This window comes from Polyangium jinanense (genome assembly GCF_028435265.1).
GTDB lineage: Bacteria > Myxococcota_A > Polyangia > Polyangiales > Polyangiaceae > Polyangium > Polyangium jinanense.
Map to the genome: position 1 here is coordinate 433,107 of NZ_JAGTJK010000005.1, position 20,790 is coordinate 453,896.

At 65.7% G+C, this 20,790-nt stretch carries 18 protein-coding genes; 9 read left to right on the top strand and 9 right to left on the bottom strand.

Annotation, left to right across the window (positions count from 1 at the left end; all coding sequences use genetic code 11):
- Nucleotides 1-23: 23 nt before the first annotated feature.
- From KEG38_RS14910 to KEG38_RS14925, 4 genes are read right to left on the bottom strand one after another with little or no spacing between them, the layout of a single operon-like run.
- The gene (locus tag KEG38_RS14910; RefSeq protein ID WP_272420104.1) at nt 24-488 is read right to left on the bottom strand and encodes a hypothetical protein; all 465 of its coding nucleotides are present in this window, start codon (nt 486-488) and stop codon (nt 24-26) included.
- Between the two features lie 57 nt (nt 489-545).
- Complete coding sequence (locus KEG38_RS14915; protein WP_272420105.1) at nt 546-1,223, bottom strand: hypothetical protein; 678 nt, start codon at nt 1,221-1,223, stop codon at nt 546-548.
- Complete coding sequence (locus KEG38_RS14920; protein WP_272420106.1) at nt 1,220-1,552, bottom strand: hypothetical protein; 333 nt, start codon at nt 1,550-1,552, stop codon at nt 1,220-1,222. Before KEG38_RS14920 ends, KEG38_RS14915 begins: the two co-directional genes overlap by 4 nt.
- Before the next feature lie 31 nt (nt 1,553-1,583).
- On the bottom strand, nt 1,584-2,429 hold the full coding sequence (locus KEG38_RS14925) for an SDR family oxidoreductase (RefSeq protein WP_272420107.1): 846 nt from the start codon (nt 2,427-2,429) through the stop codon (nt 1,584-1,586).
- A 155-nt stretch (nt 2,430-2,584) separates the two neighbouring features.
- On the opposite strand from KEG38_RS14925, the gene KEG38_RS14930 reads away from it, so the two are divergent.
- The gene (locus KEG38_RS14930) at nt 2,585-3,514 is read left to right on the top strand and encodes a LysR family transcriptional regulator (protein WP_272420108.1); all 930 of its coding nucleotides are present in this window, start codon (nt 2,585-2,587) and stop codon (nt 3,512-3,514) included.
- 8 nt (nt 3,515-3,522) lie between these two features.
- Here the strand turns inward: KEG38_RS14930 and KEG38_RS14935 are convergent, their stop codons facing one another.
- Nucleotides 3,523-3,861: a hypothetical protein gene (locus KEG38_RS14935; RefSeq protein ID WP_272420109.1), complete on the bottom strand. Its 339-nt coding sequence runs from the start codon at nt 3,859-3,861 to the stop codon at nt 3,523-3,525.
- 72 nt (nt 3,862-3,933) lie between these two features.
- On the opposite strand from KEG38_RS14935, the gene KEG38_RS14940 reads away from it, so the two are divergent.
- From KEG38_RS14940 to KEG38_RS14950, 3 genes are all read left to right on the top strand, one after another.
- Entirely contained in the window at nt 3,934-4,965 is a 1,032-nt protein-coding gene (locus KEG38_RS14940; protein ID WP_272420110.1) for a glycoside hydrolase family 18 protein, read from the top strand.
- Nucleotides 4,966-5,297: 332 nt separating this feature from the next.
- Nucleotides 5,298-5,765, top strand: a complete 468-nt coding sequence (locus KEG38_RS14945) for a hypothetical protein (protein ID WP_272420111.1) — start codon at nt 5,298-5,300, stop codon at nt 5,763-5,765.
- A 197-nt stretch (nt 5,766-5,962) separates the two neighbouring features.
- Nucleotides 5,963-6,832, top strand: coding sequence for a hypothetical protein (locus KEG38_RS14950; RefSeq protein WP_272420112.1), 870 nt, complete (start codon nt 5,963-5,965; stop codon nt 6,830-6,832).
- A gap of 15 nt (nt 6,833-6,847) precedes the next feature.
- On the opposite strand, the gene KEG38_RS14955 is transcribed toward KEG38_RS14950, so the two are convergent.
- Entirely contained in the window at nt 6,848-8,926 is a 2,079-nt protein-coding gene (locus KEG38_RS14955) for a response regulator (protein WP_272420113.1), read from the bottom strand.
- 230 nt (nt 8,927-9,156) lie between these two features.
- On the opposite strand from KEG38_RS14955, the gene KEG38_RS14960 reads away from it, so the two are divergent.
- Together KEG38_RS14960 and glgB are read left to right on the top strand one after the other, a co-directional pair.
- Nucleotides 9,157-13,161, top strand: coding sequence for a CheR family methyltransferase (locus tag KEG38_RS14960; RefSeq protein WP_272420114.1), 4,005 nt, complete (start codon nt 9,157-9,159; stop codon nt 13,159-13,161).
- 11 nt (nt 13,162-13,172) lie between these two features.
- Nucleotides 13,173-15,467, top strand: a complete 2,295-nt coding sequence (glgB, locus tag KEG38_RS14965; RefSeq protein ID WP_272420115.1) for a 1,4-alpha-glucan branching protein GlgB — start codon at nt 13,173-13,175, stop codon at nt 15,465-15,467.
- Between the two features lie 38 nt (nt 15,468-15,505).
- On the opposite strand, the gene KEG38_RS14970 is transcribed toward glgB, so the two are convergent.
- Complete coding sequence (locus tag KEG38_RS14970) at nt 15,506-15,847, bottom strand: hypothetical protein (RefSeq protein WP_272420116.1); 342 nt, start codon at nt 15,845-15,847, stop codon at nt 15,506-15,508.
- Nucleotides 15,848-15,911: 64 nt separating this feature from the next.
- A complete protein-coding gene (locus tag KEG38_RS14975; protein ID WP_272420117.1) occupies nt 15,912-16,340 on the bottom strand; it encodes a hypothetical protein in 429 nt (142 codons plus the stop codon).
- 152 nt (nt 16,341-16,492) lie between these two features.
- Between KEG38_RS14975 and KEG38_RS14980 the strand changes: the two genes are divergently transcribed.
- Entirely contained in the window at nt 16,493-16,798 is a 306-nt protein-coding gene (locus tag KEG38_RS14980; protein WP_272420118.1) for a transposase, read from the top strand.
- A complete protein-coding gene (locus tag KEG38_RS14985; RefSeq protein ID WP_272420119.1) occupies nt 16,768-18,342 on the top strand; it encodes an IS701 family transposase in 1,575 nt (524 codons plus the stop codon). Before KEG38_RS14980 ends, KEG38_RS14985 begins: the two co-directional genes overlap by 31 nt.
- 431 nt (nt 18,343-18,773) lie before the next feature.
- Here KEG38_RS14985 and KEG38_RS14990 read toward each other — a convergent pair whose 3' ends face one another.
- Nucleotides 18,774-19,586 (bottom strand): hypothetical protein, encoded by an 813-nt coding sequence (locus KEG38_RS14990; protein WP_272420120.1) that lies wholly within the window; start codon nt 19,584-19,586, stop codon nt 18,774-18,776.
- A gap of 209 nt (nt 19,587-19,795) precedes the next feature.
- Between KEG38_RS14990 and KEG38_RS14995 the strand changes: the two genes are divergently transcribed.
- Nucleotides 19,796-20,764 carry a transposase gene (locus KEG38_RS14995; protein ID WP_272420121.1) on the top strand — a complete coding sequence of 323 codons (969 nt, stop codon included), beginning with the start codon at nt 19,796-19,798 and terminating at the stop codon, nt 20,762-20,764.
- Nucleotides 20,765-20,790 lie beyond the last annotated feature (26 nt).

Sequence of the window (20,790 nt, forward strand, 5' to 3'; positions counted from 1 at the left end):
GGATCGGGGGCGCCGATCGCGGCCTAACGTTTGACCAGATCTCCCAGGGCCGGTGACGCGCCCACGGTCCAGGCGGTCCCGGGACGCACGAATCCCCATTCGCCATCGGCGAAGACCCACACTTCGCGCAGCAGTGCCTCGCCGCGATAGAATGCGATTTGCGCGAACTGCTTGCCGCTGCTCGGCTGCTGCTCGGTCACGCGCAGGGCGTCCACGAGCGCTGAAAGCTCCTGCCCGCGCTTCTCGGTTGTGCCGCCGGAAGACCAGGTCACGACCGCGCGATCGGCGGTTCGGACCAGCGGTAGATCGGTCGCGGTTGCTGCGGCTCGAGCGTCTGCCTGCGTGCTGGCGGCCGCGATCGGTCGCGCCTCGGTGGCCGCGCTGGGAGCGCTGGGAGCGCCGGGACCTGGGGCCGATTGCTGGGGAGAGTTGTTGCTGCAGGCGAGTACGCAGGTGGCGAACACGCACCCGAGGAGGAACGATCTCATGAGTGCCTCGATACCGGTGAGCGGTGGAGAGAGGAAATCCCAGCCGGACGTGGCTCGTCAAGCCCCGAGCGCGCAGAGCACGAACGAGGTCGGCTTCAGGCGGAACGGATAGAAGCCGGTCCCGTAGCAGCGGAGAAGGGAGTAAAACGGGTTCGCCTCGAGGGTGGTGTTCTTTTGCGCGAACTGCCATTCGAGGCATTCCACCATGTCGGTGAATGCATATCCGAAATACCAGGACGCAGCGTCCGCGTGGTCTTTGGGAAGTCCACTCGTGTCCAGGTTGCAGGGCAAGTACCAGAGCACGGTCTCCCCGATGCTCATGAAGAGATCACCGGGGCGCGGCTCGCCAGGGGTGAGCGGCTGGAGCGCCCGCGCTTGTTCCAGGCGACTCCAGCCGTTCCTGTGGCGCACCAATAACTTCTTGAGCGCGCCGTATTTCCAGTCCCATTCCGACGGCACAGCCTTGGCGAGCTCACATAGCTCGATGAACCTCGACGCGTCGGCGATCTCCGCGCGGATCGTGATGTCCTCCGGCGCCGGAAACAGCCCCGGCTCGTAGCTCCTCGCGAGCTCGTTGTGCTCGCCGAGCAGCGCCACGGCGCGCTCTCGATGGGAGGCGCAGCTCGGAGGGACGAACCAATCGATGGCCGAGAATTCGTTCAAGACGCGCCGTACGTACGGCGTCGCCGGGCCATACTCGTAGTCCGCCGGATCGAATCCGAAGGACGTCTTCATGGCACGAGCCTTCCGAGCGTCGTCTGAACGCCCTCCCGCGTCACACGCACGACGAGGATGCCCGTGTCTCCGGGGACGATGCCGACGCCCGAAAGGAGCGAGCTGACGATCGGACCCGACGCGCTCTGGCCGAGCACGTACGTGCGCCCCGCGGGAATGACTTCACAGACCGCCTCACCGAGCGCACGCACGGCTTCGCCGAAATCGACCGAAGCATGCACGAGCTTGCCGCGCGTCCGTTCGAGGATCTTTCGATCGCGCTCACTGAGCCCGAGACCATCGAGGCGCAATGACGTTTGCAGCACGGGAAGATCGGTAAGCAGGTGCATGCCTGCGTCTTACCGCTTTCCACGACGAGCGTCAAAACTGCTCGGCGTGGTCGCGCACGAACTGCTCGTACGAGATGGGCGCCTTCCCGGTGAGCTTCTTGAAATCGTCCGTCACCGGCGCGGCGCCTCCCTCGATGCAGAAGCGCACGTAATCGACGAGAGCGTCCACGACCCACGCGGGCATCCCGTACCCGAGCAGCGACGACCGGAAGGCCTCCGGGCCCGGATCGACATACGAGATCGTCCGCCCGAGCACCCGCGTCAGCGTCGCCGCCGCGTCGTGAAAGGATAGCGCCTCCGTGCCGGTGAGATCGTACGCCTTGCCCTCGTGCCCCTCGCTCGTCAGCACCGTCGCCGCGGCGAGGCCGATGTCACGGGTATCGATGTGGCTGATGCGCGCGCCCTGCGCCGGGTAGTAAAACGCATTCTGCCCCTTGATGGTCGCCGCGAAGAAATTGATCATGTTTTGCATGAAGCTGTTCGGGCGCAGCAGCGTGAACGGGATGCCCGCGCCGCGCACCACCTCGTCGGCGCCTCCGTGCCACTTGTTGATGGTGCAGCCGCCGCCCGCCGCGAACACCGAGCTCCGCACGACGTGGCGGACCCCCGCCTCCTTCGCCGCCCGCACCACGGCCGCCTCGCCGCGGATGAGATCCGGGTTCATCGGCGATACCAGAAAAAGCCGCGTCACCCCTTCGAGGGCCGGCTTGAACGTCTCGGGACGGGTGTAATCGAAGGCCACGACCTCGACCCCGTCGGCCCGAGGCGTCGCCGCCTCCGACTTCGTGGCCCCGACGCGCACCCGCGCGCCCTTCTCCACGAGCTTCTGCACCACCTGACGACCGATGTTCCCGTTCGCGCCGCTGACGAAAATCATGTTCTCGCTCCTGTCCTCGAAGAGGAAACTGTGGCGAGCTCGCGCGTTCCCCCCGCCGCGTCGCCCGCTCGACGTGGGAAAGAAATAAGCGCGCGCGGCTCCGAGATCCAATCGAGCCTCTTGACGAGGCCCATCGACGGATTGGATGAGAGGGCATGGAGGGACTGGAGCTCGCCCACCTCGATTTGAACCTGCTCGTCATTTTCGACCTCTTGATGACCGAGCGGAGCGTGACGCTTGCGGCGCGCAGGCTGGGGCGCGCCCAGTCCGCCGTGAGCTACAGCCTGGCGCGGCTGCGGGAGACGTTCGAGGATCCGCTGTTCGTGCGCACGAAGGCGGGGCTCGCGCCGACGCCGCGAGCCGAAGCGCTGCACCGGGAGGTGCGCGAGGTGCTGTCGCGGCTGCGGGAGGTCGTGCAGGGGCAGGTGAGGTTCGACCCGGCGCGGGCGCGGCGCACGTTCACGGTGGCGATGACCGACTACGTGGAGCTCGTGCTCTTGCCGGTGCTCGCGCAAAGGCTCGCGCAGGTGGCGCCGGGCGTCGATCTGGAGGTGACGGCGAGCGGGGACGACATCGAGCGTCAACTCGAAGAGGGGGCCGTGGATCTGGCGGTGGGCGTGATGTTCTACGAGCGCCCTGGCGTGTACACGCGAAAGCTCTTTGGCGAGAGTTTCGTATGCCTGGCGAGGGCAGGGCATCCGGCGCTCACGGAGCGGGAGACCCTCTCGCCGGAGACGTTCGCGGGGCTCCTTCACGTGCTCGTGGCGCCGCGGGGGCGGCCCGGCAGCTTCGTGGACAGCGCGCTCGAGCGAATGGGGCTCTCGCGGCGGGTCGCGCTGCGCGTGCAGCACTATCTGGCCGCGCCGCGCGTGGTCGCCGAGACGGACATGGTGCTGACGTCGCCCACGCGGCTCGCGCGCGCACACGCGGCCGGCCTCGCCGTGCGCGCGTTCCCGCCCCCGGTGGAGCTACCGGGATTTTTCGTGCGCGCGGCGTGGCACGAGCGGCGGCAGGGAGATTCGGGGGTGAGCTGGCTGCGGGGGCTCTTGATCGAGCTAGGGGAAGAGCTCGACAGGGCTTCGTAGCGCGGGACCTAGTCACAGACGCCCTTGCTCTCCGGCACCGGCTCCACCGCGGCGTGCATGCACTTTTTGCTGATGCATGCATCGCTGCTCATACACGCCGCGCCGGGGCCGCCCTTCGGCTTGCAGGTGCCGACCACGTGGGACTTGTCGCCGGTCAGCCCGTAGGTGTGTCTTCGCGGGTATCTGCCGTTCACGCGGTCCCCGGGATCGCAGTACGACGCCGGGCCGCATGCGGTCTCGTCCTTGAGGACGTTACAATCGCTCCCGTCCGCTTGATTCGGACCGATCTCCGAGCCACAGCCGCAGAGGAGGGTCAGCGCCGCGAGCAACCAGCCGATGTGTTTCATGGCCCGATGGATACCTTCGGGCCATCTTCGCGGCAACTTCCGGGGCCTCGTGTGGTACGGCGGATTCATCCCATGCCCCCTTCCAGACCCCAGCGCCAGGTCTCCCGCCGGCAACTGCTCGCCGGCGCCGCCGTCGTGGGAGCATCGACCCTCGCGTACGTCGTGTGGTCGCCCGGCGCGACGGTCGGCGACGGCCGCCACGATCTCGGCACGAACGGCATCTGGATGCAGCACGGCTGGCTCGGCGCCGACGGCTGGTTCACGCGGTATGGCAAGGAGGCGAAGAAGCCGCTCTTCCGGGATCCACGAAAGCTCGCCGAGGCCGCGGATCGGCTCCGCCGCCACCGCATCCGCGACGTCTTCCCGCACCTCTGCCCCGCCGAGCCCGGGGGGGCCATCGCGCCCCACGACCCGATCCAGACCGAGCGATTCCTCGACGCATTCGAGCGATTTCGCGTCATGCCCTGGGTGGGTGGTGTGCTCGGCGAATCCGCCCGGCCGGACGAACCCGCGTGGCGCGATGGATTTACGCGCTCCATTCGCGCGCTCCTCGACGCCCACCCGCGCATCGCAGGGATCCACGTCAACATTGAGCCCTGCCCGAGCGGCCATACGCCGTTTTTGACGCTGCTCGAGGAGCTCCGCGCGGGATTGCCGAAGGGAAAGCTGCTGTCGGTCGCGGCGTATCCGCCGCCGACCCTTTTGCATCCATTCAAGGAAATCCACTGGGACGAAGCGTATTTCCGCGAGGTCGCGCAACGCGTGGATCAGCTCGCGGTGATGCTGTACGACACGGCGCTCAAGAACGTGAAGCTCTACAAGAGCCTCATGACGCAGTGGACGCGCGAGGTGCTCGATTGGGCGGGGGCCACGCCCGTTCTGCTCGGACTGCCGGCCTATGACGATCCGGGCGTTGGCTACCACGACGCGAGCGTCGAGAACGTGCCGAATGCGCTCGCCGGGGCCCACGCGGCTTTGCAGACGTATCCCGTTTTACCGGCGAGCTACCAGGGCATCGCGCTCTATTCGGAATGGGAGATGACGGAGGACGAATGGGGGACCCTTCGGACGGGGTTCCTCCGGCCCGAGGGGCCGCTGCCCTGAAGCTTCGAGAAGAAGCGAGGAGAGGGGAATGATGGTCGATTGGAGTTCCCCTCGATCCCGGGCAGCGCGTGAACGTTGGGTCACAGGAAGTCGTACGCGTCGTTTGGCATGTACGGTCAAAAGCTCGGTCCGTCGGTATTCACCGAAAGCAAGAAATCGACGGGGCCAAGATGTGGTCCACATGCGCCGTCAACAAACGGTTACATGAAGGGGCACCGCGTTTCACGGCCTGTCGCTCATGAGCTCGAAATAGCGGCGGAATCGATGTGGCATGCCTGGTGCTAAGGCGCCCGTCGCAGTTCGACTGCTGAGAAAGGACACATAACGTGAACATGAAGATCCGCCTTGGAATCCTTGCTTTGGGAACCACCCTCCTCGCCGCGTGCGGAGGAGTCAGCGTTGACGATATCGAAGACCAGGCGCCGCAGGGAACGGTCGCCGGGGCGAGCTGGACGATGAAGTCGGCCGTCGTGACGGACGACGGCGACCGGTTCTCGGTCGCCTTGTTTCCGATCGAGGTCCCCGCGTGCGATAGCCTCGCTGCCGCCGACACGCATATCCTGTTCAGCGCGCCGAAGACGGCCGGCGAGTATCCTCTCAAGCTCGACATCACCGACCTCAACGGTAGCCAGACGATCACCTTCGTCACCGGGCCCGGACAAAACGTGATTGCCTCCGAGGGGATCTTGAACGTCGAGTCCGTCTCGGCCGAGAAGGTCACGATCGGTCTGCTCGCCGAAGCGGAGGAAAACACGATCAACGGGCGCTTCACCACCACGATCTGCAAGACGACGAACTGATTGCGTCCCATCGTCCGAGGCTCCCGGCGGAGCCTCGGACGATGGGCGATTGCATCCACGCCAGGATCGCGAGATTCGTGCTTTCTTCAGCACTTCGACGAGGGATGGCGCACACTGCCATGTGTCACGCTTCCGCGTGATCTTGCTTTTGCTTTGTCGAGGTGAACATGAGCTCGAGAGTCCACCGCCGGAGATCCGTGACCGTCGCGCTGATCTCGCTGATGAGCAGCGTTGCCGTCGTCTCGACCACCAGGGACGTTCCCGCTTCGGACGCGCCGCTCACATGCCAAACCTTCATCACGAGCCCTCGGAATGGGCAAACGGCGACGCCCGCGGACGTCGTGATCACCGGGTTCTCGAACTGTCTGGCGAAGAAGCCCCATTTCACCGATGACACCGGCGCGGTGGTCCCTGCCAATTTCGCCGTGACGCCCACGCACCTCGGGTCTGATTTCACGCTCACCCCGGAGGCGCCCCTCGCCGCAGACCGCACTTACACGGTTGTTGCCTTCGACGAGGCCCCCCATTGTGTTCGTCCGCCGAACCGGGTGACGTTCTCGACAGGGGCAAACCCCAGCGTCGTCGATATCGTGGTCGCGAACGAGGGATCCGAGTTGCATGCCCTGAACCTGTACCTCTCGGAGCCCGTGATGAACCCGGCGGATATGGGCGATGGTTCGACGTTCTTCTCCGTCACGATCGATGGGTTCGACCCCGCGGGCGTCATCACCGCAGAGCACGACGGCACCGGGGCCTCGATCACCTACAAGCCCCTCGCCTCGCAGCCCAGCGTGACGCAGCCGGTTCACGTCCAGCTGAAGGAGGGCCTCGTATTCGCTTCCGGAGCGACGCTGGCGGAAGACCTCGACATCTCGTTCGTACCCTCGGAATGGCCCTATGGTTGGTCGCCCGCCGGCAAGATCCCTGACGGTTGTTCACAGCCTGAATCGAGCGATTCCGTCGGTTGCAGTGTGTCGCGTCCGGGAAGCGGCGAGGGCGGAGGCGCGATCTTCGGGGTGATGCTGGGCTTGCTTGTGGCAACACGGTCGCGGCGCGGACGCCGGTAGGCGCCACCCGGACCCCTATTCCGCTTCGGCTCCCGCTCCCGCTCCCGCGCCCGCTCTCGCTCCCGCCGCCTCGCCCCGCCCCCGCACGATCCTCGCAATGGCCGCCACGAGATGGGCCGGGTGAATCGGCTTCGCCACGTACCCGCGAAACCCCGCGGCCAGCGCCTGCCACGTCTGATCCGCTTCCCCCGCCTCCAGCACCGCAATCGACGGCAGCGCCCTTCCGTCCCGCGCTCGCAATCGCTCCACGAATGTCACGCTGTCGCCCCCGGAGAGCCCCATATCGCTCACCACCACGTCCAGCGCCGACTCCGCCACGAACGCCAACGCCTCCTCCGCCGACGACACCGAGAGCACCACCGCGCCTCGCCTTTGCAGCACGTCCGCGAAGAGCCCCTTCGATTCCGCGTCCGGCAGGACCAAAAGCACCCGGATCCCCTCCAGGATCCGCCGCTCGTAATTCGTCACGTCCGGAAGCCCCGCGCCCTCCGGCGCCTCCCGCGACGGGATCGAGACCGTGAACGTCGCGCCCGCTCCCTTGCCGGCGCTCGTCACGCTCACCGACCCGCCGTGCAGCTCCACGAGCTTGCGCACGATCGCGAGGCCCAGCCCGAGCCCGCCGTGCTTGCGCCTCGTCGAGCCGTCCTCCTGGCTGAAATACCCGAACACCTGCGGAAGCAGGCCGGGCGCGATTCCCTCGCCCGTGTCCGACACCGTCAGCAAGAACCGCTTGCCGAGGTGCTCGAACCGCACATCGACGCGTCCGCCCGACGGCGTGAATTTGATCGCATTGAAGACGAGCTTCCACGTCACCTGCCACAGGCGATCGGGATCCGCCATCATCACCGCGCCGTGGGATTCCACCTCGCATTCGAACGTGATCCGCTTCGCGCGCGCGAGCGGGCGCAGGGCGTCGACTGCTTCGTCGATGATCGCCGTCGGGTCGATCGGCGCGAGGTGGACCTGCATACGGCCCGTTGCGATGCGCGAGGCGTCGAGGATGTCCTCGACGACCCGCCGCTCCGCCTCGGCGCTCCGCGCAATCGTGGCGAGCCCGCGCTCAGCGCTCGGCCCGTCGAGCGCGCCCGCGCGGAGCAGGCTCGACCAGCCGACGATCGCCGTGAGCGGCGTGTTGAGCTCGTGCGAGACCGTGGCGAGGAACTCGTCTTTCATGATCTCGCAGTTTGCCGCCTCCGCCTCCTTGCGCGCCCGGTGCTCGGCCTCCTCGGCGCGCTTTTGCTCGTCGATATCGGTCGCCGTGACGATCCACCCCGTCACCCGGCCCTCGTCCCGCTGCGGCACCGCGCGCGCGATGTGCCAGCGGTACGTCCCGTCCGACCGCCTGAGGCGCGCCTGCACGTCGACGCCGAGCCTCCGCCCGAGTGCCTTGCGCCAGAGGGAAATCGCGTGCGCCCGATCGTCCGGGTGCAGCGCTTCGAGCAGCCCTCGCCCCACGTCCTTTCGGCTGCCGAGCCCCGCGTAGCGCGACCAGGCGGCATTGGCATAATCGAAGTGACCCTTGCCGTTCGCGGTCCACACGCAGATGGGCATGGCCTCGATGACGCCCTGGTAGCGCAGGGCGTGCATCCGCTCCATCGCCTCGCGCTCGCGCTCGCGCAGGAGCGCGGCCTGCCGCTTGACGATCTCCTTTTGCCGGAAGAGCTCGACGAGCACCATCACCTTCGAACGGAGGATGCTCGGCTGGCAAGGCTTCAAGACGTAATCGACGGCGCCGGTTTCGTATCCCTCGAGGATGAAGGACATGCTGCGATGCACGGCGGTGATGAAGAGAATCGGGATATACCGATGCCGCCGGCTCTGCTTGATGAGCTTGACGGTCTCGATGCCGTTCATGACCGGCATCTGCACGTCCATGAGGACCAGCGAGAACTCCATCGCGAGCAGACATCGCAGGGCCTCGCGGCCGGACGCCGCTTTCACGAGCTCGTAGCCGAGCGGCTCCAGCGCGGCCTCGAAGGCGAGGAGGTTCGCGGGCGTGTCGTCCACGATCAGCACCTTCGGCGTCGGGAGGTGGATCTTCGCGCCGTCCTCCTCGGCCCCGCGGCCCGCTGCGCCTCCTCGTCCCTCGCCCATCGCCGCTCCTTACCCCCGACCGCCTGAAAAAAAAAGCAGGCTATCGTGGCCGACCGCCGCCTCGGGCGAACTCGGACCGTCCCGGCTTTCCGTGTAGGGAGCCACCGCCCTTCGTCCGTCCGGCCCGGACCGTACGTGGGCTACCCAGCGCCGATCACCCGCGCGTGGTGCACTGGATTTCGTTTTTCGCTTCCGCGCCGCGAATCCAGGGGATAACAACACCAGCCACCATGACGCGCTCCTCCCCTGGCCCACGTGATTCGTCCTCGCCCGGCTGCCCCCTGGTCGTCGGCGTTGGCGCCTCCGCGGGCGGGCTTTCGGCCGTGCAGGAGTTCCTGCGTGGCATTCCGGAAGGCGCGGGGGTCTCGATCATCGTCCTCCTTCACCTCAAACCCTCCACGAGCGGCGTGCTCGCCGAGCTTTTGGCCAAGGCCACGACGCTGCCCGTCCTCGAGGCGGAGGACGGCATGTCGCTCGAGCTGGGTCACGTCTACGCCGCGCCGAGTCGTTGCCTGCTCACCGTCCGCGACGATGTCCTGCACATCGTGCCCGCCCAGAACCCCGCGGAGCGGCACGCGCCGATCGATCATCTCCTGCACGGCCTCGCCCGCGAGTACGGCGAATCCGCGGTCGCGGTGATCCTCTCGGGTGATGGCAGCGACGGGGCGCTCGGGCTTCGGGCCGTGGGGGAGGGCGGGGGTTTTACGATGGTGCAGGACCCGGCCTCCGCGCGCCACGACAGCATGCCGCAAAGCGCGCTCATGACCGGCGTCGTCGATTGCGTGCGCCCGCCCGACGAGCTCGCCGCCGAGCTCGCAGCCTACGCCGAGCACCGCAAGGAGACCTCGGGCGACGAGGACACGCTCCGGCGGGACATCGCGGACGCCTTGCCCGCGATCTGCGAGATCCTCGTCCAGGGCACTGGGCACAATTTCAAGCACTACAAGGCGAGCACCCTCATCCGACGCACCCTGCGCAGGCTACAGGTGCTCCGGATCGACTCGGCCCACGGCTATTTGCAGCGGCTCCGGGCCGATCGGTTCGAGGTCGACGAGCTCTTCAAGGACCTCTTGATCGGGGTGACCGCCTTTTTTCGGGATCCGGAGGCGTTCGAGGTCCTCGCCAAGGAGGTCCTCGCCCGGCTCGTCCGCGATCGTTCGTCCGATCAAACCTTGCGTATCTGGGTCCCCGGCTGCGCGACGGGCGAAGAGGCGTACTCGATCGCCATGCTCGTGCGCGAGGCGCTCGATACCGTGGGCGCGGCGCCCGTGATCCAGATCTTCGCCACGGACATCGACGAGCAGGCCCTCGCGACCGCGCGGCTCGGCGCTTATCCGCTCGGTATCGCGGACGAGGTATCGCCCGAGCGGCTGCGGCGTTTTTTCGTCCGCAAAGGGCAGCACTACCACATCACCAAGGAGATCCGGGAGTTCGTCCTTTTTTCGGTCCACAACCTCATCAACGACCCGCCATTCTCGAAGCTCGACCTCGTCTCCTGCCGCAACCTGCTCATCTACCTCGGCCCGCACCTGCAGAAGAAGCTCATCCCGCTCTTCCATTACGCGCTCCGGCCCGGCGGGTATCTCTTCCTCGGGCCCTCGGAGAGCCTCTCGGCGCACCGCGAGCTCTTCCGTTCGATCGACGCGCGGCACCGGATCTCGCAGCGATTGCCGACCGCCGTGCACGTCCCGGGGCTCATGCCGGGGCGCGACGGGCCGCCGGCCACGGTGCGCCCGCCGAACGTGCCGTCCGCCGGCGAGACCGACATCTACCTGCTCATGCAGCGGATCGTCCTCGACGAGTTCGCGCCGAAATCGGTCGTCGTCGACGAAGAGGGGCAGATCGTCTCGGCGTCGGGCAACCTCGAAAAGTACCTGACGATCTCGGCCGGCGCGTTCCACAATAACCTCGTGCGCCTCGTGCGCGAGGGTCTCTCCGTCGGCCTTCGGGCTTCGCTCGCGGCGGCGATCAAGGAGCGGCGCAAGGTGGTCCACGAGGGGCTCTCGGTGCGGACCACGAGCGGCACGCAGCGCGTGATGATCACGGTGCAGCCGATGCCCCAGATGGGCGAGGAATCGGGCCTGTTCCTCGTGGTCTTCCAGGACGTCGGCCTGCCCATCACGCGCGAGGAGGCGCGGACGAAGGCGGTCGAGGACGCGGCCGTGCTCCTCGAGCAGCTCGAACAGGAGCTCACCACGACACGCGCGGACCTCGAAAAGACCGTCCAGGAGCTCGAGGTCGCCAACGAGGAGCTCAAGTCGAGCAACGAGGAGCTGCTCTCGATGAACGAGGAGCTCCAGTCGGCGAACGAGGAGCTCGAGACCTCGAAGGAGGAGGTGCAGCACGCGAACGAGGCCCTGACGCGCGCCCACACCGACCTCGAGAACCTCCTCACGAGCACGCGGATCGCCACGCTCTTCCTCGACGACGACGGGTGCGTCCAGCGCATCACCCCCGCGATCGGGGAGATCTACAACGTGACGCAGGCCGACGTGGGGCGGCCGCTCGCGCACTTCACGCACCGCATGAAGCTGATGCCGATCTTGCCGGAGGCCGACGAGGTGCGGAGCGCGGAGAGGCCGATCGAGGACGAGATCGAGGCGGCGAGCGGCTCGACGTTCCTCCGGCGCGTCCTGCCGTACCGCAATCAGGCGGGCCGGGCCGACGGCGTGGTCGTGACGTTCACGGACGTGACGGCGCGCAACAAGGCCGAGGCGGCGGTGCGCGAGAGCGAGCAGCGCTTGCGGCGGATCATCGACAACATGCTCGGGTTCGTCGCGGTGCTCGACCTCGACGGCACGCTGATGGAGGTGAACCAGGCCGCGGTGAACGTGGGCGGCTCTCCGCGGGAGGAGCTCATCGGACGCAAGTTCTGGGCGTGCCCGTGGTGGACGCACGACGAGGCCGAGGTCGCGCGGCTCAAGGACGCGGTCAAGCGCGCCGCGGCCGGCGAAACGCTCCGGTACGACGCCGTCGTGCGCGTCGCGGGGGACGGGCGGCTCGACATCGATTTCATGATCGCGCCGATGCGCGACGCCGAGGGGTGCGTGACGCACCTCGTCCCCTCGGGCGTGGACATCACCGATCGCAAGCGGGCCGAGGAAGCTTTGCGCGAGGCGGACCGGCGCAAGGACGAGTTCCTCGCCACGCTGGCCCACGAGCTCCGAAACCCGCTCGCGCCCATCTCGAACGCGGTGGAGATCTTCAAGCGGCTCGGGCCGCAGGAGCCCACGCTGCAGACCGCGCGCGAGATGATCGAGCGGCAGGTCTTGCACATGGTCCGGCTCGTCGACGATCTGCTCGACGTCTCGCGCATCACGCTCGGCAAGGTGCAGCTGCAGAAGCAGCCGATCGACGTGGCGGACGTGGTGCGGCAGGCGCTCGACACGAGTGGGCCGATCCTCGAAGCGCGGCGGCACGACATGAAGGTGATCCTGCCCCTCGTGACGACCCGCGTGGAGGGTGACCTGACGCGGCTCGGCCAGGTGGTGGGCAACCTGCTCAACAACGCGGCGAAGTACACGGACGCGGGGGGCACGATCCGCCTCGTCGTGGAGCGGGATCCGGGCGATTCGAAATTCGTGATCATCCGGGTCCGCGACACGGGCCGCGGCATCGATCCGGCGGCGCTCCGGCACGTGTTCGACCTGTTTTACCAGGTGGATCGGAACCTCGACCGATCGGAGGGCGGGCTCGGCATTGGTTTGTCCCTGGTTCGCACCCTGGTCCACATGCACGGTGGCACCGTGCGGGCGTACAGCCAGGGGCGCGGGATGGGGAGCGAGTTCGTGGTGCGTTTGCCCGTCCTGCCGGACGAGCCGAAGGTGCAGCCGGAGGTGGGGGCGGCCGTGGCCGAGAGCGAGACGCCGGGCGTGCGGGTGCTCGTGGTGGACGACAACCGCGACGCGGCCGAGAGCATGGCGATGCTGCTCGAGTTCGACGGCCACGAGGTGCTGACGGCCCACGACGGCGTGGCGGCGGTGGAGATCGCGCTGCGCGAGCGGCCGGCCGTGGTGCTGCTCGATATTGGCTTGCCGGGGCAAAACGGGTACGACGCTTGCCGGGTGATGCGCGAACAAGGGCTGTCGGAGACGCTCATCGTGGCGATGACGGGATACGGGCAGGACGAGGATCGACGATTGTCGCAGGTGGCGGGCTTCGACGCGCACGAGGTGAAGCCCCTGAACCTCAAGGCCATCCGGCGGCTCGTCTCGGAGCGGTCCGGGCGGCGGTGAGCGGTACATCGATGGACGCTACCGATTTTGATCGAATCACGGCAGGGGAGTCCACGGATCCGCACCGGTCGCTCGGTCCGCATCGGGAGGACGGGCGGCTCATCGTGCGTGCGTTCCGGCCGGAGGCGCTCTCGATCGTCGTGCGTCCCGACGATCCGAACCTGAAGCCGCGCGTGATGGCGCGGGTGCATCCGGGCGGCATCTTCCAGGTCGCGTTCGAGGGCGTCGAGGGGCCGTTTCCGTACCGGCTCGAGGTGCGCTCGTCGCGCGGGACGACGATCGGGCGGGACGCGTATGCCTTTCCGCCGTCGCTTGTCGAAGGCGAATTCGATCCGGCGGGGGAGGGGGCTCTGCGCGAGCTGCCACGGCGGCTCGGGGCGCACGTGGGCGAGGTGCAGGGCGTCCTCGGGACCGCGTTCGCCGTGTGGGCGCCCGCGGCGCGCCGGGTGAGCGTCGTCGGCGATTTCAATCGCTGGGATGGAAAGCGCCACGCCATGCGCCGTACGAAGCACGGCGTCTGGGAGATCTTCGTGCCCGACGTGCGCGCGGGGGCGACGTACAAGTACGAGATCAAGACGGCGAGCGGTCTCGTTTTGATGAAGAGTGATCCCGTGGCGTTCTCGGCGGAGCTCCGGCCGAGCCACGCGTCGAAGGTCGCAGAGCGGTCGTTCGTGTTCACCGATAAAGACTGGCTCGCGGCGCGTCGCCTTGCGGATCCGCACGTGCGGCCGATGAGCATTTACGAGGTCCACCTCGGCTCGTGGCGGCGCAAGCGCGCGCCCGGGAAGGGGGACGGGCCGGGGGCGTGGCTCTCGTATCGCGAGCTTGCGGACGAGCTCGTCGATTACGTGGTTTCGCTCGGCTTCACGCACGTCGAGCTCTTGCCCGTGATGGAGCACCCGTTCGACGGCTCGTGGGGCTACCAGGTGACGGGGTATTTCGCGGCGACCTCGCGTTTCGGCCATCCGGATGATCTTCGTTATTTCGTCGACCGCTGCCATGCGCGCGGGCTCGGTGTCTTGCTCGACTGGCCGCCCGCGCATTTCCCGAAGGACGCCTTCGCGCTCGGCCGCTTCGACGGCGAGCCGCTCTACGAGCACGCGGACCCGCGCCGGGGCGAGCACCGCGAGTGGAGGACGTTCGTCTTCGATTACGGCAAAAAGGAGGTGCGCAATTTCCTGATCGCGAGCGCGCTCTACTGGCTCGACGAGTTCCACGTGGACGGGCTCCGCGTCGACGCGGTCGCCTCGATGTTGTACCTCGATTACGGCGCGAAACACCCGGACGAATGGGAGCCGAACGAGTTCGGCGGCCGGGAGAACCTCGACGCGGTGCGGTTTTTGCGCGAGCTCTCGGACGCGGTGCACCACGATTTTCCGGGGGCGGTGCTCTGCGCGGAGGAATCGACGACGTGGCCGGGGGTCACGAGGCCGACGTACGTGGGCGGCCTGGGCTTCGATTTCAAGTGGAACATGGGGTGGATGCACGACACGCTCGATTACTTCGCGCTCGACCCGATCTTCCGCGCGTTCCACCACACGAAGATCACGTTCGGCCTGATGTATGCGTTCTCGGAGCGATTCCTCTTGCCGCTCTCGCACGACGAGGTCGTGCACTTGAAGCGCGCGCTGCTCTCGAAGATGCCGGGCGATCGCTGGAAGCAACACGCGAACCTGCGCGCGCTCTACGCGATGATGTGGGCGCACCCGGGGAAGAAGCTCGTGTTCATGGGCGGCGAGCTCGGGCAATGGAGGGAGTGGAACCACGATCGGGCGCTCGATTGGGAGCTGCTCGGCGAGGAGGACCACGCGGGGTTGTCGCGGCTTTTGAGGGATCTGAACGGGATTTACCGGAAGTACGAGGCGCTCTGGGAGCTCGACGAGAGCCCGGCGGGGTTCACGTGGATCGACGCGAACGACGCGATCCAGAGCGTGGCCTCGTTCGTGCGATTTCCGCGGCAGCCGGACGGATCGGAGGAGCCGTGCCCGAAGCGGATCCAGAAGGGGATCTTCGTGGTGTTCGTCGGCAATTTCACGCCGCTGCCGCGATATGGGTATCGCGTGGGCGTGCCGCGGCGGTGCCGGTACATCGAGGTGCTGAACACGGATGCGCGGGTGTATGGCGGGAGCGGGGTGGGGAATCTGGGGAGCGTGGACTGCGAGGAGGTGCCTTCGCACGGGTTCGAGCAGTCGATCGTGTTGACGGTGCCGCCGCTGGCGGGGGTGTTTTTGGTGCCGGAGTTGGAGGAGGATCCGGTGGAGGTGGGGGTGGAAGCGGAGGCGGGAGCGGAAGCGGAGGCGGGATAGGGGTCCGGTCGTTCTGACCCAGGGTCGCCCTGTTTGTTCTACGGAATTGCACTGATGTCGATGTGCCCCATCAGACCCCGCAGTTCCTCCAGCCCTTGCCTGAACGTATGTACCAAGGGCGCCTCCCGCTCCGCCGCTCCCAGAGTGGTTGTTCTCTCACACGCTTTGACACAGGCTTGGCAGATACGTTCGTACTCATCCAGCAAGGTAAGCACGGACTCCTGAGACATGCCCTTCTGAACCTTTGCAACGCGAGCAAACCACAGGTTGAACGTTGCATCCGCAGCAATCAACTCGGCGGCTGCAGCGATCATCTTGAACGTCACATTTTGCTCCGCAAGTAGCGTAATGAGACCATCCCGCAGCGGTTTTGTGGACATACATGGTTCCTCCTATAACTTGCGGCCGAGCGGGTCGTCATGCAGGATCGGCGTCATGCCTCACTTACTCGCGTGATGTTTCGATCAAGTGCCTGCATTTATCTGCAAACTGGGGGAAGCGTTTCGCGATCCCGGTCAGAACTGCCACCCTCTGAGCACGCGAGCGGAATGGGAATGTATCGTGCGAAAGAGCGAGGTCCACGCGAATCTCATCGACACCTACCTCCAGCCAATGCTCCAGTACATGCTGTATGCGGGCGCCCTCGTCGTCGGTCGAGTAAGATGCCACGCCGAGAAGCAGGGCCCCTTCGTCAAAGGAGAAGTATCCCTTCTCAACTGCATTCGCAATGCTGTCCGGAAGCATGTCAACGCCGACTTCATCGATGACCTGCGTCACTGCGTCAGAGAGCGCGCTCACGTCATAGTCGCGCGCCGATGGATTGAGGCACATGTTGCGCACATTTCTCCAATGAAATGATTCTATGTTGCTCATCAGTTGCTTTGCTCCTACCCTCATAGCACTACTCTGCCATCCTCACCGACCGCACTCGAGCTCTGACGCTCGACGAGCTTGATCTCCAGGCCTTCACGGACCGCCGTAACCAAGAATTTGCCCAGCGGTTCCATGTGCGCTGGTTTGTCCACGTGACCGCCGTCCAACCCACGTTCAAGAGTGACGAACTGGCCAAGGAGCACGGAGAGCGCGAGTTCGAGCGCTGGCTCGCGCCGTTCCTGCACGAGTTCGGCTACCCGTCACAGCGGAAGTGGGCGCCGCTCTACATGCGTGGGCTCCTCGGGCCTGGCGACCGCAAGAGCATCGAGCCGATGGCCGCGCGGGTTTGCCCGGGTGAGACGCTGCAGCTTCACTACTTCGTCTCGACCTCTCGCCCTTTCGCTGGGACACGACTGGGCACAAGCGCGTGCTCCTCGAGAAGGCGGGGGCGCTCGTAGGCGGCAAGAACGCCCACCTCATCATCGACGATACGGCAATCCCGAAGAAGGGGACGCACTCGGTTGGTGTCACGCATCAGTATTGCGGGCAACTTGGCAAGAACGCCAATTATCAGGCTCTTGTATCCATTACGCTCGTGCCTGACGAGGTGCTCGTTCCTGTGGCGCTCTGGCTTTACCTCCCGAAAGAGTGGGCGCACGATCCAGCACGACGGCGACGCGCGAAGGTACCCGAAGACGTGGTGTTCCGACCGAAATGGCAGATCGCACTCGACGAGGTCGAGCGCGTCAAGCGCAGCGACGTCGAGTTCGGCGATGTGCTCGCTGACGCGGGCTACGGCGCGTGCGCCGCGTTTGGTCGTGAGCTTTCAGAATCGACGCTCAAGTGGGCGGTCGGCGTAAACTCGAACCAGCTCGTGAGAGAACGCGACCAGGCGGGCGGCCGCCCAAGCACGGGAAGGTATCGGCGGCCCAGAACCGCAAACCGCAACCAGGTTGACCAGAACCGACCAGTCCTGGGAGAGGGTCAAGGTGGCGCCCGCCAGGTGCGTGCGGGACTCCGCCACCTCTGCGGCATGCGCAAGTACCTGAAACTCGCTACATCACCCTCGGCACGGTGGCTGCTCCTGACCATGCGCGTGGCTATCCCTCGATCGATCCGCCCACTTGTGACGTCCATGCTGACGAGGCGTTGCTATCAGCGCACGTTCCGACTTCGCCCCTCCGCAGAGATCAACCAAATCTTCCTTTATAGCCTCGCCTGGGCGGCGGCCAAGACCGGCGTCTTGATCCATGCGGCATGCGTGATGTCGAACCATCATCACATCGTGCTCACCGATGTTCGAGGAGCCCTGCCCGACTTCGCCCGGGAGCTGCACAGAACAGTCGCGAAGGCGCTCAACGCCGCGCAGGGGCAGTGGGAAAACCTCTGGTCTTCCGAGCAATACCATAGCCTCGAGCTCGGCTCGGACGAGGATGCGATCGACAAGATTGCATACATCGCCGCGAATCCAACGGAGGCGGGGCTGGTCGAATCCCCTGAAGAATGGCCGGGCGTGATGTTGTTGCCAGAAGGTGAAGGCAAGACATTGGAGATTCAGCGACCTGGAAAATATTTCGCGAACAGCAGCGTGTTTCCCGAAAAGGTAACGCTGCGGGTGGTTCCGATGATGGGGAGGCAGTTGTCGCGGGAGGCGATCTCGCGCCGGTTGGGCGCGGCAATCAAGCGTGCGGTCGCGCGGGCGCGGGAGGCCGTTATTGCGGCAGGTGGAAGGTTCCTCGGACGGCAGGTGGTGCTCGGGCAGTCGTTTCAAAAAAGGGCGGAATCCTACGAACCGAAACGTGGGCCGATACCCCAGGTGCGAGCGAGGAATCGGACATTGCTCAAGGCGATCCTTGCACGATATGCGGAGTTTCAAGTGAGGTATCGAGAGGCGCTGGATGCGTGGCGCGGCGGTGACCGGGGTGTGGTGTTTCCCTTTGGGACATGGGCCATGAGATTGGTTCACGGCGCGGTGGTTGCCCAAGGGCCCGGGTACGGGTAGGGGAGCGCTTGGGTTGGGGAGAGCCGCGCTGGGGGATGTTGGGTTCGAGAGAGCTTAGCGGTTCCGCAGACGGCGAGGGCGGTCGTAGCGTTGAGCAACGGCATTGCTGGCAAAGATGCCATTCGAGACGCGTGCCCCGCGAACGACCGAGGGCCCGGAGGGTGGTAGCTCCAGGCCCTTCCTTTTCGCCGTGGTGGTGCGATCCGTCGGAACATCATGCGCCCCTAGGCAAACTCACGCGGCGGGCGTGAAACCCCCCGGCGCGGTTAACCTGGTTGGGGTTGGCGGGGACAAACTCACGCGGCGGGCGTGAAACCCCCCCGGCGCGGTCAACCTGGTTGGGGTTGGCGGGGGTTTTTCGAGCCACGAAATGCGCGCTTCCACCTTTTCCAACAGGCCCGCTTCGTTGGGCGTCGGCTTCACTTCGCTCTTCACGGCGCTTTCACAGCAGTAGAGCGATCAGTCTCGGCGAGACCGGGTTCGGTGCACCGGGAAGGAAACTTGATTGCTCCTTCAGGTTGACCTTTATTGGTCTCTGTTACACAGCGTAGGCCCCTATCTTCGAACACAGTTCGCCTCATGAGCAACTCACAGGTCGCAAGTCTGTGCTGAACTTCGAGCGCCCGCATGCCAGGTAGCGAAAGCAGGGAAAACGTTTGCCATGAGTCAAAACTATATTCCGTCTCACTTCCCCAGGTAAACTTCCCACCATCGATCCGCATATCACTGGTCCACGGGCCGATGGCACCGATCGGCGTATAATCTATTTTCTCAGGCGCTCCGAGCAACTTTCCCGACGTGCGAAACTCCACTCCACCTGCCTGGGGAGTTACAGAATCGACCACGACGAGACTGCCCTCCACGACGATTGGGCGCCTGGCTCCAAACAAAACGAAGCGATCGTTGATGTCAGGCCAGTGCCCATCCCCACACAGCGAAACATGCCCTTCGTCGCTTGGCCCGGAGCATACGTCGACAAAGCGCAGGCCGCACTCGGCTGGTACGCGCGCCACATGGCCGGCGCCCTCGCGACAACGCTTGTCGTCGGCGAGGGCGGCATCGGCGAGGGGCCTTCCCGCTTGCGTCACGTCGGCTCCGCAGCTGCATGTAAGCCCTGCCACGATGGTCGCCGCACAGCCGAAAACCTGCGCTCGGGATACAAGTGGATGCAATTGAATACCGCCTTCTTCGCGAGCCGGCAAGCGCGGCGCGTCACCGCACTCGTTGCGCAGTCTAGGCTTCATGCCGAACAAACCTCCGCAGCACATCTTTACCCTGCACCATACTCATCGCACACCGCGTGCCGTCTGCCAGATCGCCACAAGAACCGCAACCAGGTTGACCAGAACCGACCTGCGAGAACCGCAACCAGGTTGACCAGAACCGACCAGTCCTGGGAGAGGGTCAAGGTGGCGCCCGCCAGGTGCGTGCAGGACTCCGCCACCTCTGCGGCATGCGCAAGTACCTGAAACTCGCTACATCACCCTCGGCACGGTGGCTGCTCCTGACCATGCGCGTGGCTATCCCTCGATCGATCCGCCCACTTGTGACGTGCATGCTGACGAGGCGTTGCTATCAGCGCACGTTCCGACTTCGCCCCTCCGCAGAGAGCAACCAAATCTTCCTTTATAGCCTCGCCTGGGCGGCGGCCAAGACCGGCGTCTTGATCCATGCGGCATGCGTGATGTCGAACCATCGTCACATCGTGCTCACCGATGTTCGAGGAGCCCTGTCCGACTTCGCCCGGGAGCTGCACAGAACAGTCGCGAAGGCGCTCAACGCCGCGCAGGGGCAGTGGGAAAACCTCTGGTCTGCCGAGCAATACCATAGCCTCGAGCTCGGCTCGGACGAGGATGTGATCGACAAGATTGCATACATCGCCTCGAATCCAACGGAGGCGGGGCTGGTCGAATCCCCTGAAGAATGGCCGGGCGTGATGTTGTTGCCAGAAGGTGAAGGCAAAACATTGGAAATTCAGCGACCTGGAAAATATTTCGCGAACAGTAGCGTGTTTCCCGAAAAGGTAATGCTGCGGGTGGTTCCGATGATGGGGAGGCAGTTGTCGCGGGAGGCGATCTCGCGCCGGTTGGGCGCGGCAATCAAGCGTGCGGTCGCGCGGGCGCGGGAGGCCGTTATTGCGGCAGGTGGAAGGTTCCTCGGACGGCAGGTGGTGCTCGGGCAGTCGTTTCAAAAAAGGGCGGAATCCTACGAACCGAAACGTGGGCCGATACCCCAGGTGCGAGCGAGGAATCGGACATTGCTCAAGGCGATCCTTGCACGATATGCGGAGTTTCAAGTGAGGTATCGAGAGGCGCTGGATGCGTGGCGCGGCGGTGACCGGGGTGTGGTGTTTCCCTTTGGGACATGGGCCATGAGATTGGTTCACGGCGCGGTGGTTGCCCAAGGGCCCGGGTACGGGTAGGGGAGCGCTTGGGTTGGGGAGAGCCG

What these genes read in the sequence shown, in the direction of transcription:
- KEG38_RS14910 (WP_272420104.1), bottom strand. Translation starts at nt 488, where the DNA reads ATGAGATCGTTCCTCCTCGGGTGCGTGTTCGCCACCTGCGTACTCGCC.
- KEG38_RS14915 (WP_272420105.1), bottom strand. Translation starts at nt 1,223, where the DNA reads ATGAAGACGTCCTTCGGATTCGATCCGGCGGACTACGAGTATGGCCCG.
- KEG38_RS14920 (WP_272420106.1), bottom strand. Translation starts at nt 1,552, where the DNA reads ATGCACCTGCTTACCGATCTTCCCGTGCTGCAAACGTCATTGCGCCTC.
- KEG38_RS14925 (WP_272420107.1), bottom strand. Translation starts at nt 2,429, where the DNA reads ATGATTTTCGTCAGCGGCGCGAACGGGAACATCGGTCGTCAGGTGGTG.
- KEG38_RS14930 (WP_272420108.1), top strand. Translation starts at nt 2,585, where the DNA reads ATGGAGGGACTGGAGCTCGCCCACCTCGATTTGAACCTGCTCGTCATT.
- KEG38_RS14935 (WP_272420109.1), bottom strand. Translation starts at nt 3,861, where the DNA reads ATGAAACACATCGGCTGGTTGCTCGCGGCGCTGACCCTCCTCTGCGGC.
- KEG38_RS14940 (WP_272420110.1), top strand. Translation starts at nt 3,934, where the DNA reads ATGCCCCCTTCCAGACCCCAGCGCCAGGTCTCCCGCCGGCAACTGCTC.
- KEG38_RS14945 (WP_272420111.1), top strand. Translation starts at nt 5,298, where the DNA reads ATGAAGATCCGCCTTGGAATCCTTGCTTTGGGAACCACCCTCCTCGCC.
- KEG38_RS14955 (WP_272420113.1), bottom strand. Translation starts at nt 8,926, where the DNA reads ATGGGCGAGGGACGAGGAGGCGCAGCGGGCCGCGGGGCCGAGGAGGAC.
- KEG38_RS14960 (WP_272420114.1), top strand. Translation starts at nt 9,157, where the DNA reads ATGACGCGCTCCTCCCCTGGCCCACGTGATTCGTCCTCGCCCGGCTGC.
- glgB (WP_272420115.1), top strand. Translation starts at nt 13,173, where the DNA reads ATGGACGCTACCGATTTTGATCGAATCACGGCAGGGGAGTCCACGGAT.
- KEG38_RS14970 (WP_272420116.1), bottom strand. Translation starts at nt 15,847, where the DNA reads ATGTCCACAAAACCGCTGCGGGATGGTCTCATTACGCTACTTGCGGAG.
- KEG38_RS14975 (WP_272420117.1), bottom strand. Translation starts at nt 16,340, where the DNA reads ATGAGCAACATAGAATCATTTCATTGGAGAAATGTGCGCAACATGTGC.
- KEG38_RS14990 (WP_272420120.1), bottom strand. Translation starts at nt 19,586, where the DNA reads ATGAAGCCTAGACTGCGCAACGAGTGCGGTGACGCGCCGCGCTTGCCG.
- KEG38_RS14995 (WP_272420121.1), top strand. Translation starts at nt 19,796, where the DNA reads ATGCGCAAGTACCTGAAACTCGCTACATCACCCTCGGCACGGTGGCTG.